At 38.8% G+C, this 17,957-nt stretch carries 16 protein-coding genes and 1 other RNA gene; 4 read left to right on the top strand and 13 right to left on the bottom strand.

Features of this window, described 5'->3' with window-relative positions; genetic code table 11:
- The first annotated feature begins 437 nt into the window (after positions 1 to 437).
- Complete coding sequence (gene tomB / locus PSF31_RS03200) at positions 438 to 806, top strand: Hha toxicity modulator TomB (RefSeq protein WP_004905413.1); 369 nt, start codon at positions 438 to 440, stop codon at positions 804 to 806.
- Positions 807 to 880: 74 nt separating this feature from the next.
- A complete protein-coding gene (locus tag PSF31_RS03205) occupies positions 881 to 1,084 on the top strand; it encodes an HHA domain-containing protein (RefSeq protein ID WP_004905417.1) in 204 nt (67 codons plus the stop codon).
- Positions 1,085 to 1,430: 346 nt separating this feature from the next.
- Here PSF31_RS03205 and ffs read toward each other — a convergent pair.
- Both ffs and PSF31_RS03215 read right to left on the bottom strand, forming a co-directional pair.
- Positions 1,431 to 1,527: signal recognition particle sRNA small type (ffs, locus tag PSF31_RS03210), an RNA gene on the bottom strand.
- 141 nt (positions 1,528 to 1,668) lie between these two features.
- The gene (locus PSF31_RS03215; RefSeq protein ID WP_004905418.1) at positions 1,669 to 2,127 is read right to left on the bottom strand and encodes a YbaY family lipoprotein; all 459 of its coding nucleotides are present in this window, start codon (positions 2,125 to 2,127) and stop codon (positions 1,669 to 1,671) included.
- 238 nt (positions 2,128 to 2,365) lie between these two features.
- Here PSF31_RS03215 and tesB point away from each other — a divergent pair, with 238 nt between their 5' ends.
- On the top strand, positions 2,366 to 3,235 hold the full coding sequence (tesB, locus tag PSF31_RS03220; protein ID WP_096864792.1) for an acyl-CoA thioesterase II: 870 nt from the start codon (positions 2,366 to 2,368) through the stop codon (positions 3,233 to 3,235).
- A gap of 138 nt (positions 3,236 to 3,373) precedes the next feature.
- On the opposite strand, the gene amtB is transcribed toward tesB, so the two are convergent.
- The 5 genes from amtB to PSF31_RS03245 form a co-directional block, all read right to left on the bottom strand.
- Positions 3,374 to 4,660, bottom strand: a complete 1,287-nt coding sequence (amtB, locus tag PSF31_RS03225) for an ammonium transporter AmtB (protein ID WP_096864791.1) — start codon at positions 4,658 to 4,660, stop codon at positions 3,374 to 3,376.
- Positions 4,661 to 4,670: 10 nt separating this feature from the next.
- A complete protein-coding gene (gene glnK / locus PSF31_RS03230) occupies positions 4,671 to 5,009 on the bottom strand; it encodes a P-II family nitrogen regulator (RefSeq protein ID WP_004905421.1) in 339 nt (112 codons plus the stop codon).
- Positions 5,010 to 5,181: 172 nt separating this feature from the next.
- The gene (locus tag PSF31_RS03235) at positions 5,182 to 6,966 is read right to left on the bottom strand and encodes a SmdB family multidrug efflux ABC transporter permease/ATP-binding protein (protein WP_096864790.1); all 1,785 of its coding nucleotides are present in this window, start codon (positions 6,964 to 6,966) and stop codon (positions 5,182 to 5,184) included.
- Complete coding sequence (locus tag PSF31_RS03240; RefSeq protein ID WP_094962146.1) at positions 6,963 to 8,708, bottom strand: SmdA family multidrug ABC transporter permease/ATP-binding protein; 1,746 nt, start codon at positions 8,706 to 8,708, stop codon at positions 6,963 to 6,965. The genes PSF31_RS03235 and PSF31_RS03240 overlap by 4 nt, the downstream gene beginning before the upstream one ends.
- A 75-nt stretch (positions 8,709 to 8,783) precedes the next feature.
- Complete coding sequence (locus PSF31_RS03245) at positions 8,784 to 9,245, bottom strand: Lrp/AsnC family transcriptional regulator (protein WP_004905429.1); 462 nt, start codon at positions 9,243 to 9,245, stop codon at positions 8,784 to 8,786.
- A 277-nt stretch (positions 9,246 to 9,522) separates the two neighbouring features.
- On the opposite strand from PSF31_RS03245, the gene queC reads away from it, so the two are divergent.
- Positions 9,523 to 10,212, top strand: a complete 690-nt coding sequence (gene queC / locus PSF31_RS03250; RefSeq protein WP_036958550.1) for a 7-cyano-7-deazaguanine synthase QueC — start codon at positions 9,523 to 9,525, stop codon at positions 10,210 to 10,212.
- A gap of 60 nt (positions 10,213 to 10,272) precedes the next feature.
- Here queC and PSF31_RS03255 read toward each other — a convergent pair whose 3' ends face one another.
- The 6 genes from PSF31_RS03255 to clpX form a co-directional block, all read right to left on the bottom strand.
- Positions 10,273 to 10,701: an acyl-CoA thioesterase gene (locus PSF31_RS03255; protein ID WP_036958551.1), complete on the bottom strand. Its 429-nt coding sequence runs from the start codon at positions 10,699 to 10,701 to the stop codon at positions 10,273 to 10,275.
- 176 nt (positions 10,702 to 10,877) lie between these two features.
- On the bottom strand, positions 10,878 to 11,249 hold the full coding sequence (locus PSF31_RS03260; protein WP_096864789.1) for a ComEA family DNA-binding protein: 372 nt from the start codon (positions 11,247 to 11,249) through the stop codon (positions 10,878 to 10,880).
- 144 nt (positions 11,250 to 11,393) lie between these two features.
- Positions 11,394 to 13,265, bottom strand: coding sequence for a peptidylprolyl isomerase (gene ppiD / locus PSF31_RS03265; protein ID WP_096864788.1), 1,872 nt, complete (start codon positions 13,263 to 13,265; stop codon positions 11,394 to 11,396).
- A 175-nt stretch (positions 13,266 to 13,440) separates the two neighbouring features.
- Positions 13,441 to 13,716 (bottom strand): nucleoid-associated protein HU-beta, encoded by a 276-nt coding sequence (hupB, locus tag PSF31_RS03270; RefSeq protein WP_004914513.1) that lies wholly within the window; start codon positions 13,714 to 13,716, stop codon positions 13,441 to 13,443.
- A 226-nt stretch (positions 13,717 to 13,942) separates the two neighbouring features.
- Positions 13,943 to 16,381 (bottom strand): endopeptidase La, encoded by a 2,439-nt coding sequence (gene lon / locus PSF31_RS03275; RefSeq protein WP_004905440.1) that lies wholly within the window; start codon positions 16,379 to 16,381, stop codon positions 13,943 to 13,945.
- A 206-nt stretch (positions 16,382 to 16,587) separates the two neighbouring features.
- Complete coding sequence (gene clpX / locus PSF31_RS03280) at positions 16,588 to 17,865, bottom strand: ATP-dependent protease ATP-binding subunit ClpX (protein WP_094962144.1); 1,278 nt, start codon at positions 17,863 to 17,865, stop codon at positions 16,588 to 16,590.
- Positions 17,866 to 17,957: the final 92 nt, after the last annotated feature.

Raw genomic sequence — 17,957 nt, forward strand, 5'->3', positions numbered from 1 at the left:
AATGAATTAAATAGGATAATAATTTTTATAACATCTTTTGTATAAACGTTTCATATTCGCTGTACTAGAATAACCGATGGTTAAACTATAGTTTAAATACTTCATAAAATTGAGTTTAAACAGAACATACGTAACTCAAACCTCAACTACTCACTAATAAATTAGAAAAAAGTCGTTTATTGGTGGTGACATATGTGGTAATAATGCTATTATTATATCGCGGCTAGTTTAGTCCGAGCAGCCAGTCCGTATTCGAACATCGCTTATGTATTATATTAATAATTTTCGAAAGTTTAACGAACTAGCAATAATCTTATATTTTTCAATATACTAACGTGCAAACTTTTATATTGAACATAGGTGCTTTAATTAGTTAACATGACATTATTGATAAAAAATACACACAGCAAAAGTCAGATTCGCCTGCGGAGGTGATTATGGATGAATACTCACCCAAAAGACATGATATAGCAGAACTAAAATACTTATGTAATAGTCTCAATAGAGACGCTATTTTAAGCTTACAAAAAACAAATACACACTGGATTAATGATTTAAGCTCCCCGCAAAGCGCAGCCTTGAATGAACTCATTGAACATATCGCTGCATTTGTATGGCGGTTTAAAATCAAATACCCAAAAGAAAATCTTGTTATATCACTTATCGAAGAATACCTCGATGAGACCTATGATTTATTCGGCAGCCCAGTTATCACACTTAGTGAAATTATAGACTGGGAAGCAATGAATCACAGCCTTGTCGCTGTGCTGGATGATGACCTAAAGTGCCTAACCAGCAAAACTTAAAGGTATTATTTACCTTTAGTTCAGACTATAAAACCGTATATTAATAAGTAATTTTGCATAAAAGAAAGGGTATTATGACCAAATCTGATTATCTGATGCGTTTAAGAAAATGCACCACAATTGAAACACTTGAGCGTGTCATTGAAAAAAATAAGTATGAATTATCTGATGATGAGCTAGAGCTATTCTATTCAGCAGCAGATCACCGCTTAGCTGAACTCACAATGAATAAGCTTTATGATAAAATCCCAGCGTCTGTTTGGAAGTTTGTTAGATAATATCTTATTAACACGCACAGATAGTGAATGGTTATAGCCGGTAAATCCACTTATCGGCTGAACGCAATGTATTTATCATTTTATTATTGGCATAATTATTATGCTAATAGCATTTTCTTACTTTAAATTTTAGCCTGCCAACTTTTTTCTTATCACAATACTCAACAATTAATGTTGTATTCTTAACTTTTCTTTTTAACTTTTGAATTCATTTAAACCTTAAAGTTTAATTTACATTTATAAAAATAAAAAAGAATAAACAGAAAAAACAATTAAAAATTATATTTATAATAAATTGGAATAGGGAGGCTGATATACAAGGAAAGGTCTTAGAATTGGGTGGGAGCCCTGCCAGCGACATCCCGGCACACACAACCCCTGCTATGGCTGCTTCCTTCCGGACCTGACCAAGTTAACAAGTTAGCGTTGCGGGAGAACCAACAGAGCCCCCATTGATTGCTTCTTTCAAAGCAGGGGCATTATGCTTGATAGTCATTGAAATAGCAAGAAACCCATGGCTAAGTGGCGATTTATCACACAAACACCTATAAAAATAGAGACCCAACTAAGAGCCAGTACATTAGCTAATTCGCAGAGACCATCAATAATTCAACATTTTTTGTAATACCGTTGTTGATAACCTCTACAACACTATCACTGATATACAATAGTTTTCCGTTTGCGCTTATAGTTGCATTCACAACTAGCGTGCCTTCTTGCCTAACTTCACTTTTTTGGTAAGTTAGTTCAAAAGGAATTGTCGGCCGATTGTTCACCGAATTATAATATTTTTGAGATAATATTAGAGCAGGTAAGTCCGCAACTGTTGTATCTGCCAAAGTGATTGTAACAACCGCACCTTCGGGTAAAACAGTATCCTGTAAGATTACCACACGGCCCTCAATTTTCCCTGAATCTACCGTCTGGTTATTATTGCTATTTTTAGCATTAAGTGTTTTTTCACTGGGCTTTGTGCTATTCCCTTCACAGCCAACCAACGTTAAAAGCACTAATAAGCTAACAATGTAGCGAAAAAACTTCATAGTTATTACCTATAATACAATGTTTACTAAAACATTTTTAAATAATCGGAATAGACAAATCATTTTCTGACAAGAAATGATAAAAAGTATAACTAATATTGGTAGAATAATACATTTATATTTCTAAATGTAACAATACGTAACCCCAATTTATTCGATAGCAATTAATCTACCTATTCAGGGTAAATAATGGGAAAATACCTGTATCTCATTTACATATAACAGAACTAAGATGACTATGAGCCCAGAATTACAGAATTTAATTAGCCTAATTAAACTCGAAAAAATTGAAGAAGGGATTTTTCGAGGACAAAGTGAAGACCTTGGATTACCTCAAGTTTTTGGCGGGCAGGTTGTTGGGCAAGCCATGTATGCTGCGAAACAAACCATACCTGAAGAAAGAGCGATTAATTCTTTTCATAGTTATTTTTTGCGCCCCGGTGACAGCTCTCGTCCTATTGTTTATGACGTTGAAATTTTGCGCGATGGTGGAAGTTTTAGTGCACGCCGAGTAAGTGCCATTCAAAATGGCAAGCCTATCTTCTTTATGACCGCATCATTTCAATCTCAAGAAGAAGGTTATAGCCATCAAAACTTAATGCCGGATGTGCCACCACCGACAAAATTAATTTCTCAAGATGATATTGTTCAAAGCTTGGCTGATAAATTACCGGAAGCAGTTAAAAAATACGCTCTTAGGCCAACTCCCTTTGAGTTTCGCCCTGTTGAGTTTTACAGCCCATTCGATTCCGCCCCTCAAGAACCATTTCGCTATATTTGGTTCAAAGCAAAAGGGCAGCTACCTGACCTACCTTCACTTCATCACTATTTATTAGGTTATGCTTCTGATTACAATTTCCTTCCAGCCGCATTACAACCGCATGGTAGAGGTTTTATGGAACGCGACTTACAGGTTGCAACGATTGACCATTCAATGTGGTTCCATCGTCCATTTAAAATTGATGATTGGTTACTGTATGCCGTAGAAAGCCCTTCAGCATCAGGAGGGAGGGGTTTTGTGAAAGGACAAATCTATAATTTACAAGGTGATCTTGTTGCAACGGCTGTCCAAGAGGGCGTAATCCGCCATAGGCAACCTCAAAAATAGAAGGGACTTCAAGTAAGTGATTACTTACTTAGAAAAATAAAATTGTCAGTTTAAAAAGGTAATGGCAGCCAGCAATAAGCTGCCATTATCAATTTACATAAAACACAGTATTATCCTGTCATTATCATTACATTAAGGTTAATTGTAGGCACTTTCACCATGAGAAGTAATATCTAAACCTTCCCTTTCTTTTTCAACATTAATGCGTAAGCCAGACGTTTTCGCTGCGATTTTAAATGCAATATAAGCAACAATTGCAGTCCAAACAACACAAACTAGAATACTAATAGCTTGAATTCCCACTTGTTTCATCATCGTAATACCTTCTGCATAGCCACTTCCACCTAATGCAGTTGAGGTGAACACCCCCGTTAGTAAACAACCTAAAATTCCGCAGACACCATGAACCCCAAAAACATCGCACACATCATCAACTTTTAACCGGCGTTTTAAAATCACAACCCCCCATAAACCCGCTAGCCCAGAAAGCAGCCCGATGATTAATGCCCCGCCGACACCCACAGTGCCCGCCGCTGGCGTAACACCGACTAATCCGGCCAAGCACCCAGAGCAAGCACCTAATAATGAAGGTTTTTCCCTGAAAATCCACTCTGCTAAAGTCCATGATAAAATAGCGCCAGCCGCCGCTGCAATAGTGTTCACAAACGCTAAGGCTGCAATACTATTTGCACTTCCTGCCGAACCTGCATTGAAACCAAACCAGCCAATAAATAATATAGAGGTTCCCATAAATACCATAGGTAAGTTATGAGGTTTAATGGCTTCTTTCCCTAATCCGGTACGATGTCCAAGTAAGTAAGCACCAACTAAACCTGCAACAGCCGCATTAATATGAACAACCGTCCCCCCTGCAAAATCTAGTGCACCATCTTGGGATAAAATACCGCCGCCCCATACCATGTGTGCCATTGGTAAATAAGCAAATGTAGTCCAGATAACGGTAAATATTAAAATTGCAGAAAATTTAATGCGCTCCCCTAGTGCACCTATCACTAATGCAACTGTTAAGCATGCAAATGCACCTTGGAATACAACATGAATAAATTGAGGGATCGGCCCAGATAAGCTATCTACAGTGATGTTTTTCAACATAATCTGGCTAAAACCACCTATAAAATCATTCCCCTCACTAAAAGCTAAACTGTATCCATAAACAATCCAAATAACAGACACTAAAGCGAAAATAACCGCAGTTTGAGCCATTAAAGAAAGAACATTTTTACTTCTTAGTAACCCACCATAAAATAATGCGATACCTGGCAGTATCATAAAAATAACTAAAGCAGTCGCTATCATCATAAATGCGTTATCAGCTTTATCTAGGGTTTCCTCTGCTGCAAACACGGTTATTGGAAAACCACCCATTGATATCAATAAAAATAAGTATTGGAACCCTTTGCTCATATTTGCTCTCCTACAGTGCTTCGTCTTGTTTTTCACCTGTACGAATACGTACTGCTTGCTCTAATGACAAAATAAATATTTTTCCATCCCCGACTTGGCCCGTATAAGCTTTTTTTTCAATTGTTTCAATCACCTGCTCTACCAACTCATCAGAAACCGCTATTTCCATACGTACTTTAGGTAAAAAATCGACGGTATATTCAGCTCCTCTATATAATTCGGCATGTCCTTTTTGCCGCCCAAACCCTCGAACTTCAGTAATCGTAAGCCCTTGAACCCCAATATCTGATAGTGCCTCTCGAACTTCATCTAATTTAAATGGCTTAATGATCGCGATGATATATTTCATGTTCACTCCTATAAGTCATATGAATAAGCTGCTTAATACTTCGGACAGCACTGACTTTATAGCAAACCGTGTGCCAAAATATATTTATCCATAAAATTCAAGAGGAAAGAACAAAATAAAAAACCACTCGAATGAGTGGCTTTAAGGTATGCATTATAAGAGTGCAGAATAATTAACTAGGTATAGCCTCAATTTCAGCATCACTATGGGCATTTAATGATTCTCCAACTTGCTGCAACTGGTACATTTGATAATAACGTCCTTTTTGTTGCAAAAGCTGTAAATGTTTACCTTGCTCAACAATTGCACCACGATGTAACACAACAACTTGGTCAGCGTCGACAATTGTCGATAAACGGTGGGCGATCACAACTAACGTAGTATGTTGGCGGATCACTCGTAATGCTTTTTGTATCGCTTGCTCTGTCCCTGAGTCAATATTCGCGGTTGCTTCATCCAAAATTAAAATTTTGGGTGTCACCACAAGAACTCGGGCCATCGCTAATAACTGTCTTTGCCCTACAGACAAGGTATTTCCCTGTTCACCAAGCACGGTATCTAGCCCATCAGGTAAACCACTAACCAACCCAGCAAGCTGAACAGTTTCAAGAACTTCCCAAACTTTGTCTTGGCTAATCTCACGTCCTAATGCGACGTTGTCAAAAAAAGAAGCAGCGAGGACAACAGGGTCTTGTTGTACCATTGCAATACCATTACGTAATACTTGGTGGGATAGTGAACTCAAATTACGTCCATCTAATAAAATATCTCCCTCCTGCCACGGGTAATACCCCATTATTAAATTTGCTATGGTACTTTTACCGCTGCCTGTATGACCGACTAATGCAACGAAGTTATTATCAGGCACTTGTAAATTAATATCTTTAAGTACCATTTTGTTATCACGGTAAGCGAAAGATAAATGGTTAATTGAGATTGAACCCCCTTGTAATGGCTCAATACTTTCACCATAACCTTGCTGCGGACTATCCATTAATTCAAATACACGCTCACCAGAAACAACAGCTTGTTGAAGCATTGATTGCTGAGAAGTTAACTCAATAAGCGGCTCATTCAAGCGACCTAAATAGTTAATAAATGCATATAAGACACCAACACCAATGGTAGTCGTTCCTTCGAACCCAAATAGCAATAGCAAGCCACACAATACTGAAGCTGAAAGTAAACTTAGTAATGGCCTTAATAGTAAGCCATCAAGTTTTAATGCTTTCATTCTTGCAAAATAATGGTCTTGGCTAATACTTTGCATTTTTTCGCCAAACCTAGCCTGTTGGATAAATTGCTGAATAACTGTCATTCCATTAATGACTTCGTTAAAACCGTTATTAATATCTGCAAGATAAGATCTCACACGGCGCACAATGGGCGTACTTAAACGCTGATAAACAAGCATTACCACAAATACTGCAGGAAAAATCATCACTGCAATTGATGCCATACGCCATTCCAATGAAAACATAGCAACTAACATGGCACAAATCAGGGCTAAACTACGAAATACTGTCGGCACAACCATCACAAATAGATCTTTAATAACTTCAGTATCATTTGTAACTCGTGAAATTAATTGGCCAACAGGTTGCTTATCGAATGCACTTAGGGGCTGTCTAAGGGCTGCATTCATCACATCTGTGCGTAATGTTTGCACTACCCCCACAGAGGCTTTATTAAATAAAATAATTTGATAGTAATGTAATAACGCTGCAATAACTTGGAGCAATATAAAACCAACGGCCATATATAAAGCAAGTGGCATGATGATTTGTTTTTTCGCTATCATGTTATCAATAAAATAACTGATTAGCAGAGGCCCACTAACTTCTGCAATAGCGGCTAACCATAGCATTGCAATGGCAATACCCATAGTTCCTCGGTATGCTTTTCCATAACCAAGCAAACGCTTGAGTGCTGGCCATAGCGGTTTCTTTTGGCTCATAGCTCACCATCCAGAGCAGCTTCAATCTGTTGATACTGATACATATCTTTATACCAACCCGATTGCTCAATAAGCGCTTCATGTTTACCTCGACTAACAATAGCACCTTGAGATAACACAATAATATTGTCTGCCTCTACCAATGCAGATAGACGATGGGCGCTAATTATCATAGTCCTACCCTGCCGCCAATGGCTTAAATTTTGTAAAATTGTAAACTCGGTCTGCCCATCAACGGCAGAAAGCGCATCATCTAACACCAAGATTTCTGCATTTTGCAAGATGGCCCTTGCAATAGAAATTCGTTGTTTCTGCCCGCCAGATAACATGACACCGCGCTCACCAACCTGAGTGGAATAGCCTTCAGGTAAACGTAAAATATCATCATGTACACAAGCTATACGCGCAGCCTGTTCAATTTCATCTTGAGTGGCATTAGGCCGCCCAAGCGCGATATTGCCAGCAACTGTATCTGAAAATAAAAATGGGGACTGATTTACGATAGATAACCGAGCACGCCATTCATCTAAACGGATTTCGGGTAGTGATAAGCCTTGATAGCAAACCGCCCCTTCCGTCACATCAAATTGACGCTGTAATAACGTCAACAACGTTGATTTTCCAGACCCCGTCGGTCCACAAAGCCCCAAAAATTGTCCAGGTTTTAAATCAAACTTAATATCATGTAATGCTATTCGCTTAGTTTCTGGATAACTAAAGTTGATAATATTCACATTCAAGTTTCCCTTTTCAGGCTGTAATGAATGCGAACCATCCTGAATGACTAGCGGTTCATTGAGTAAACTTAGAATACGGCTATAAGCCGCACTACCTCGTTCAACGATATTAAACATCCAAGCAAGCGCTAACATCGGCCAAATCATTAACCCTAGATACATTACAAAGCTCGTTAATTCACCTAACGTCAATGTATCGTTTAATACCATCCAGCTTCCACCTGCAATAGCGAGTAAATTTGCCATACCAATCGCCATAAAAATGGTGGGGTCAAAACGCGCATCAACTTTAGCAACATGCATATTGCGACGCCCTGCCTCAGTAGCTACCTGTTCAAATTGATTTGATTGATGATCTTCAAGGCCAAAAGCTTTAATCATACGAATACTTGTTAAACTTTCTTGCGCATGATTATTTAAAGACGAAAATGCCCCTTGAGCATGCTTGAAACGCTGATGAAGCTGGTCTCCATACCGTTTAATGATTAATGCCATAATTGGCATTGGAATGAGTGCTAGTAAAGTAAGCTGCCAACTAATTTCAACACTCATCATGATGAGCACCGCACACCCCATCACCAATGAGTCAACTAATGTTAAAACACCTTCACCAGCTGCGAACACGACTCGGTCAACATCATTCGTTGTACGTGCAATTAGGTCTCCCGTTCGATACTTATGGTAAAACGCTTGATTCTGCAGACTTAATTGCCGATAAAACTTTTGTCGTAGCTGTACAGCTAACTTATAAGAAGCACCAAATAACCATAAACGCCAAATATACCGCAACCCATACACAACCAATGCAATCAACAGCATGATTAAAACATAAGTGATTAATTGCTTTGTCGGCATTGCTCCTTTACTTATTCCATCAACGACAACACCAACAATGCGTGGAGGAACTAATTGTAAAATAGCAATGATAATTAAAAAGCAAACAGCGCCGAGATAGCGCCGCCATTCACTCAAAAAATACCAACCTAGTTGTGAAAATAATCGCACGTAATACTGCCTTGAATATATTGATTTATTGATGCCTAAGAATGAGAGACCGTAATTATCTAAGTTATTACGAGGTTAGTCAGGGATAGGCAATACTGTCGTATATTTGATTTTTTCCATTGCAAAGCTTGAGGTTACATCTATTAGACCATGGACACCATTGACTAGCTTTTTATAAAACAAATCATATGATTTCATATCATGCACTTCGACTTGCATAAGATAATCATACTCACCAGCCATGCGATAAAACATCAGCACCTCAGGAAGTTGACTAACAAAAGAAACAAATTGCTCATACCACTCACTATTATGATGCTGTGTTTTAATTGTCACAATTACCGTTAAACCTAAACCTAGCTTCTCACCATCGAGTAAGGTCACTCGCCCTCGAATATAGCCTTCATCTTCAAGCCTTTTTAATCTTTTCCAGCACGGAGTAGATGTTAAATTAACAGCTTCAGCAAGGGTATTTAAGGATAGGCTACTGTCATTTTGCAATAAACAAAGCAGTTTTTTGTCTATTTTATCTAACATGAATGCTCTCTTGATCTAGGTGTAAGTACTTTTGTCGTTATTTTATTAGCTGCATAAACATATTATGCAAAATTGAATAATTAAAAAACAATAAAAATGTTACCAAACACCACGATTATAGAATATTTTTACACAAATAACCAAATTGACATATAAATAGTACCTCAATCAAACTCGCTTGATAAAAATAGAACTATTAATTGCATCCTAGTATCGCTAACATGTTTCGCTCTCTTCTTATTACATATTGAAAATGATATATCACCAAGGAGTACCTATGAAACGCGCAGTTGTGGTTTTTAGCGGGGGCCAAGACTCAACAACCTGTCTTATTCAAGCTTTGCAAAACTATGATGAAGTTCACTGTGTTACTTTTGATTACGGCCAGCGCCACCGTTTTGAAATCGAAGTCGCACAGAAATTAAGCGTATCTTTAGGTGCTGCAGCACATAAAGTGTTAGATGTCACATTACTCAATGAATTGGCAATCAGCAGCTTAACCCGAGACAACATACCAGTCCCTGATTTCGCTGAAAGTGAGTCAAGTGCGTTACCTAGTACTTTTGTTCCAGGGCGTAACATTTTATTCCTCACATTAGCTGCAATTTATGCTTACCAAGTACAGGCAGAAGCAGTGATAACGGGGGTTTGTGAAACCGACTTTTCAGGTTACCCGGACTGCCGAGATGAGTTTGTCAAAGCTCTCAACCATGCTGTAGACCTCGGTCTTGCCAAAAATATTCGCTTTGAAACCCCGTTAATGTGGCTGAATAAAGCCCAAACCTGGGCACTTGCCGACAGCTATGGTCACCTTGAAACGATCAGGCAGCAAACACTGACTTGTTATAATGGTATTCAAGGTGATGGTTGCGGTGAATGTGCTGCCTGCCATTTAAGGAGCAAGGGCTTAAATGAATATTTAAGTGATAAAGAAGCTATCATGCTCTCACTAAAGCAAAAGTTATAATTAATTAGTCAAACACATAGCCTGCCATTAGCTTATTCATAACGATTCAAGCTAGGTAGGCTAATTTTGAATAAAGTCTTCAGAACCTACTTTGAATGACTCTAGTTTCTCACGCAATTGTTCATCAATAACAATCGCTTTATTCTCTATGTTATCGATAAATACAAATGTCACATAAGCATCAGAAACTACCTCTTGAGCCCCTGCTTTATTGCGAATTATTTGTTGATAACAGACTGCGCTTTTAGTACCGATTTTATCCATTCGAGTCACTACTGTCAGCTCATCACCAAGCAAGACGCCTTGGATATAATTTACATTAATATTCACCGCAGCCATTGTTAAATTGTTTTTTATCGCCCAACTAATGAAATTACGCTTATTCATCCATTCCCAGCGGTCCGCTTCGTAGAATTCTAAGTAACGTGCATTATTAACATGTTGAAAAATATCTATATGATAACCATGAACTTTAATGTGTGTTGTCATAACTACTCCGACCAGTTTATTTTTTAATAACATAAAAATAACAAATGTACGGAAAATGTGCTGAATGATTATCAATAATAAGACTTAGCTCGCAAATTATTTATAAAAAGCTTAGTTTTCTGCTTAATTATTAACCTTTAATATATTACCCCCATACTCTGTATGGGGGATTTTAGTTACAAAGTTAACTTATCTTTATTCTTTTCTAAAAATGCAGGACCTATCCCCTGAACTTCTAAAATATTTTCAATGGAATTAAAAGCACCATATTTTTGCCTATATTCAACGATTGCTTTCGCTTTTTGCCTACCTATACCAGTAAGTTTTTCTGCAAGTTCTTCTTCACCCGCTAAGTTGATATTCACTTTGTCAGACGGGCCATGACTCGTTGATGGTGAGTTATTACTTACTTGTTTTTCTTGAATGACAGCCGCAGTGGCTTTTTCTGGCTCAATTTTCTTAGCCAAAGAAAAAGAAGAGAGTGAGCATAATAAAGAAAGGAGCAGAACAATACCTAATCTGCATTTATTGACTGAATTCCATAACATATTTGTTCTCCTGTGTATGTTGAGACACAACGATGCCATAGAAAAATACGGAACACTTTTCAATAATACTGAAAATACGAAAGGCCACCCAAAGGTGGCCTTCTATTCATGAAGTTACAATTTTACTTGCGAAGCTGCTCGCAATTACTCAATATTCAGCACTTCAATTTTTGCATTCTCACGCAAATTAAGCATCAGAGCTTCATTGACCGCAGAACTCATAGCACCTTGGTATTCACGAGTCAGTTGCTTTAACTCATCATCCGTCGGTTGGCCTAGCGTAACTTTATCTAGTTGAATAACCACATAGTTATCGGACTCATCACGCGCAAGTGCATAACTTGGTTTACCATCAGCAGGTTGCGGCATTTCCATCGTTGCATTAATAACCGCTGTTTGTGGCATTAAACGAGAAACAGTTTGAGTATCGGAAAATTTAACACCCGCCGCATTTAGAGCTTCAGTTCCTTTACCCGCATTTAACTCAGCAAGAAGTTTATCACTCGTAGCTTTCAACTCTACATCCGCTTTTTGGCGCTTAACCAGAGTTTCAATTTCGGACTTAACCTTATCAAAAGGTTCAACGCTTTCAGGTTTGTACTCTGTTACACGCACAACAAATGCACGGTCCCCTTCAACGTTAATAACATCTGAGTTGATCCCTTTAGAACCATTTTTATCCACTAAACGGTCGCTAAATACTTCACTGACCACTTTAGGGAAATTAAGTGCGGCAGGTGGGTTTGTTCTATCAAACCAATCCGTTGTCACGGCTTTCAAACCAGATACAGATTCAACTGAAACTAATGATTCCATATCACTCGTGGCAGCCTCACTAACCTTCTGCTGTAAGTCATAGAATTGTTTAATGTTTTTATCTTGAAGTAAGCTAGTTTTAATACTTTCTTCAACTTGCTCAAACGGTTTAATAGATTCAGGTTTAATATCATCTAAGCGAAAGATAACATAACTATTTTGTGATTTAACAGGTGCCGAAAGTTGCCCTTTTTCTGTTAATTTTGCGTCCACAATTTCGCTTGGCGTTGATGCCGCTTCCATCCAACCAATCAAGCCTTTTTGCCCTGCACTGAATTTATCCGTTGATTTTTCAGTTGCCAGTGTTGCAAAGTCCGCACCTTGTTTTAATTCGTTCAGAATATCATTTGCTTCTTTTTCTGAAGCTACCTGAATCATGCTGTACTGTTTTTGCTCTGCCTGAGTATAATTTTTCAGGTTTTGATCATAATACGCTTTTACTTCCTCAGCTGACACTGTCGCTGGCGGCATTGATGCTGCATCCATTTCAACATAGCTTACTTGTACTTTCTCAGGTGAGATAAAGCTATTTTGGTTGGCATCATAGTAGGCTTTTAATTCTTCTTCAGAAGCTGTTTGTTTTGCTTGAACCTCTGCTAAATCTAAGATTGCAGTACGAATTTCACGTTCTTGCATAAATAATTCAGCATATGCTTTAACTTCTGATGGTAAAGCGAAATCCGTTCCAGTAAAGGTTTTTCCTAACTGAGCTCGTGTAAGGTCTTGGCGAATTTGAGCCGCAAGGCTATCCGCGTTAATGTTGTTACGACTTAAGATCTCACGATATTTTTCGCTATCAAACCGGCCATCTGTCTGGAAAACAGGCATTGAGAAAATATATTGCTCAATTTGCTGGTCACTTGCTGAGAGCTGTAATTCATTAGCATACTGATTAATCAGTTCATTGTTAATCAAGTTATCAAGAGCTTGACGACGCAGTAAATTCATACTTTCTTCATTACTAGCGACTTCTGAGAATTTATCCCCTAGGTACTCTTGTAATGATTGGCGTTCTTGTTGAAAAGCCTGCTGTAGCTGTTCGCGGCTTATTGATTGCCCGTTAACTTCAGCTGCATTATTTGCACTGTTGCCACCGAGGCCCCCCATCATAACGCCACCCAACACGAATGAAAGGATAATCAGCGCCAGTATTATTTTGAGCAAAGGACTATTCGCCTTTGTGCGTAAATTTTCCATCATAAAAAGGCTTAACTCCGCTTTGTTGAATTCAATTTCCTGATAATACGCTAATCTTAACTCAGAAAGAAAAAAAAGCGCACCATTTCAATGGTGCGCTTATATATTAGCTGATTAAAGACATTCCGTCAGTTTGAGTTTTCGCAAAATTACGAGAAAGACAAACTTAAATACTTAATTAGCTATTTACAGCGTCTTTAAGACCCTTGCCTGGACGGAAAGCAGGAACTTTCGCCGCAGCGATTTTAATTTCTTTACCCGTTTGAGGGTTACGGCCTGTACGTGCTGCACGCTCACGAACAGAGAAAGTCCCAAAGCCAACTAGAGCAACATCATCCCCTTTACTCAGAGAACCTGTTACAGTAGCAACGAACGCGTCAACAACACGACCTGCTGCAGCTTTAGAAATATTCGCATCAGAAGCGATTTGATCAATCAGTTGAGCTTTATTCACTCTTATCATCCCCATATTAGTTGGACTATAAATCTCTTAATTAACTATAGCAGTTATTAGTATAGTTAATTAATGATGCAGCCGTTATATCAATCCTGATTACCAATGGCAAGAGAACAGATTGCATACAAACAATTATCAGAATCATCGTTAAATTAGCGATGAAAAAAAAGACTGACAAGCCCTAAATTAGCTGTCAGTCTTAATTTTATACAAACTTCTTGATTCAGCTCACTCTTTTAGCTTTCTTTTTAACTACTTCTGCCCCAAAAGGAGGGTTAACTAAAGCTAAAGAAAGAACTTCTTCAATTGTTTTCACCGGATGAATTTCGAGATCCGCGATCACATTTTGAGGAATTTCCTCTAAATCACGTTCGTTTTCTTTAGGGATTAATACGGTTTTAATCCCTCCGCGGTGTGCAGCCAATAATTTTTCTTTCAGGCCGCCTATCGGGAAAACTAAACCTCTTAAAGTAATTTCACCTGTCATTGCTACGTCAGCTCTAACTGGGTTACCCGTTAAGCAAGAGACTAAAGCGGTTGACATCGCAATACCCGCACTCGGACCATCTTTTGGTGTAGCGCCTTCTGGTACGTGAACATGAATATCACGTTTTTCATAGAAATCACTATTTATACCCAGTTTTTCTGCTCGAGCTCTAACAACCGTTAATGCCGTTTGGATAGACTCCTGCATGACTTCACCTAAAGAACCGGTATAAGTTAGTTTGCCTTTGCCTGGCACACATGCAGTTTCAATAGTCAGTAAGTCACCACCAACTTCAGTCCAAGCAAGGCCTGTAACTTGCCCAACACGGTTTTCTGTGTCTGCTTGGCCATAATCAAAACGGCGAACACCCAGATAATCTTTCAGGTTATCAGCGTTGATTTCAATGTGCTTAAGCTTTTTGTCCATGAGCAGCGCTTTAACCGCTTTACGACACAATTTAGAGATTTCACGCTCTAAACCACGAACTCCAGCTTCACGAGTGTAATAACGAATAATGCTCATTAAAGCACTATCATCGATAGTTAACTCATTCTTTTTCAATGCGTTACGTTCAATCTGCTTAGACAGCAAATGTTTTTTCGCAATATTCAGTTTTTCATCTTCTGTATAACCAGAAAGACGAATGACTTCCATACGATCTAACAATGGTGCTGGAATATTCATCGAGTTGGATGTTGCAACAAACATCACATCAGACAAATCGTAATCCACTTCCAAGTAGTGATCGTTAAAGGCAATATTTTGTTCTGGATCAAGCACCTCTAATAATGCAGAGGCTGGGTCACCACGCATATCAGATGACATTTTATCAATTTCATCCAATAAAAATAGTGGGTTTTTGACCCCTACTTTTGCCATCTTTTGAATCAGCTTACCTGGCATTGAACCGATATAGGTACGACGGTGACCGCGAATTTCAGCTTCATCACGCACCCCACCTAATGCCATACGAGTGTATTGACGACCAGTAGCCTTGGCAATAGATTGCCCCAAAGAGGTTTTACCCACGCCCGGAGGCCCAACCAGACAAAGGATTGGCCCTTTAATTTTACTGACGCGGCTTTGCACTGCCAGATACTCTAAAATACGGTCTTTCACACGCTCTAAACCGTAGTGATCGGTATCTAACACTTCTTGAGCTTTAACTAAGTCTTTTTTGACTTTACTACGTTTATGCCATGGTACCTGCACCATCCAATCAATATAGCTACGGACAACAGTAGCTTCTGCTGACATTGGCGACATCATTTTCAGCTTCTGCAATTCTGCTTCTGCTTTCTCTTGTGCCTCTTTTGGCATTTTCGCTTCTTCGATTTTACGTTTTAGCGATTCATATTCGTCTGGCGCATCGTCCATTTCACCCAGCTCTTTCTGAATGGCTTTCATTTGCTCATTCAGATAATACTCACGCTGGCTTTTTTCCATCTGTTTTTTAACACGATTGCGGATGCGTTTTTCCACTTGCAGCAGCTCAGTTTCTGACTCCATCATGGCCATCAAAAACTCTACACGCTCTGCGATATTTGCCATTTCTAAAACGCGTTGTTTATCCGCTAATTTTAGTGGCATGTGAGAGGCAATGGTATCTGCCAGTTTGTCTAGCTGATCTTGTTCAATCGCATGTAACGCGGTTAATACTTCAGGTGGAATCTTTTTATTCAGTTTTATATAACTTTCGAACTGACTAACGATAGTGCGGTACAACACTTCGTTTTCTTTTTCATCAAGTGCGTCTGATGATTGAGAACCCGCTGTCGCTTCATCATACGCTGCGTGCTCAGATTCATTATTTTGCTCTGCAGCTAAATATTCTGCTTGCGCTAAGAAATATTCGCCATTATCTGTCAAACTGGTAATACGTGCACGTCGTAGACCTTCAACGAGGACTTTAACGGTACCATCAGGCAGTTTTAGCATCTGAATAACCGATGCGACTGTACCGACAGCAAATAAATCATTCACCCCTGGCTCATCAGTCGAGGCTTCTTTTTGCGCAACCAGCATTACCTGCTTGTCATGATCCATCGCTGCTTCCAGACTGTGAATGGATTTTTCACGTCCAACAAACAGTGGGATCACCATATGTGGGTATACCACTACATCACGCAGAGGCAATACTGGTATTTCAATGCGTTCGGAACGCTCAGGATTCATAAAGCTCTCTCTTCGTTTAGCTCACGCTAGTTTAAGGGTTTCTATCTCTTGTTTTAAAATTACTTTCTAGAACAAGGAAACCACACCTCAGAATATAAACTATATGGGGACAAGATTTTAGCATTCAATGGCTAGTTGAACATAAAAAACAAAATGAGGGAAACCCCTCATTTCGTTTGATTAACTATTGAACGTTTTATATGGGATTAGTTATCGCCAGAAGCTTGAGCATCAGGTTTGCTATATATCAATAGCGGTTCTGATTGTTCGTTAATGACGTTTTCATCAACGACAACTTTTTCAACATCACTCATTGAAGGAAGGTCATACATCGTATTTAACAATGCAGCTTCAACAATAGAGCGTAAACCACGAGCTCCGGTTTTACGTGCCATAGCTTTCTTAGCTATTGCTTTTAGTGCTTCTTCACGGAATTCGAGTTCAGTATTTTCAAGGCTAAATAAAGCTTGATATTGTTTAGTTAAAGCGTTTTTAGGCTCTTGCAGAATCTGAATTAATGCTTCTTCACTTAATTCAGTTAATGTTGCAACAACAGGTAAACGGCCAATAAATTCAGGAATTAAACCAAATTTAATTAAATCTTCTGGCTCTGCCTGAGTTAATAACTCACCTTCCGTTGCTTTATCTGATTCACCTTTCACTTCGGCAGCAAAACCGATACCTGAACGGGTATTTAAACGCTGGCCAATTACTTTGTCGAGCCCTGCAAATGCCCCACCACAGATAAAGAGAATCTTTGAGGTATCAACCTGCAAGAACTCTTGCTGAGGGTGTTTACGTCCCCCTTGTGGCGGTACTGCTGCAACCGTTCCCTCGATTAGTTTCAGAAGGGCTTGTTGCACACCTTCACCAGAAACGTCACGGGTAATTGATGGGTTATCTGATTTACGTGAAATTTTATCAATTTCATCAATATATACGATACCACGCTGAGCTTTTTCAACATCGTAATCGCACTTTTGTAGTAATTTTTGAATAATATTTTCAACGTCTTCACCGACATAACCAGCTTCAGTTAATGTCGTTGCATCAGCCATTGTAAATGGTACATCCAAATAACGTGCTAAAGTTTCAGCTAAAAGCGTTTTACCACTACCGGTTGGGCCAATTAGCAAAATATTACTTTTGCCTAATTCAACACCATCACTGGTTTTATCACCATTACGCAAGCGCTTGTAATGGTTATATACCGCAACCGCTAAGACTTTCTTCGCTTTTTCTTGGCCGATGACATAGTCGTCAAGATGCTGTCGGATTTCATGTGGCGTAGGCAGCTCACTACGCTCGCGATGCGGCGTAAGTTCTTTTATTTCTTCACGGATGATATCGAGACATAAATCTACGCATTCATCACAAATATAGACTGACGGACCGGCAATCAGCTTACGAACTTCATGCTGACTTTTTCCGCAGAAAGAGCAGTAAAGCAGTTTTCCTGTCCCCTCTTTGCGTTTATCTGTCATCAGTTGACCTCACTTTTATCCATATTGTTTTGTTTTCATTCAATTAAAAAACAAAACAACGATTTTCTTTAAAATAGTTTATGGTATGAACT

Source organism: Providencia sp. PROV156, assembly GCF_028480905.1.
GTDB classification, from domain to species: domain Bacteria; phylum Pseudomonadota; class Gammaproteobacteria; order Enterobacterales; family Enterobacteriaceae; genus Providencia; species Providencia hangzhouensis.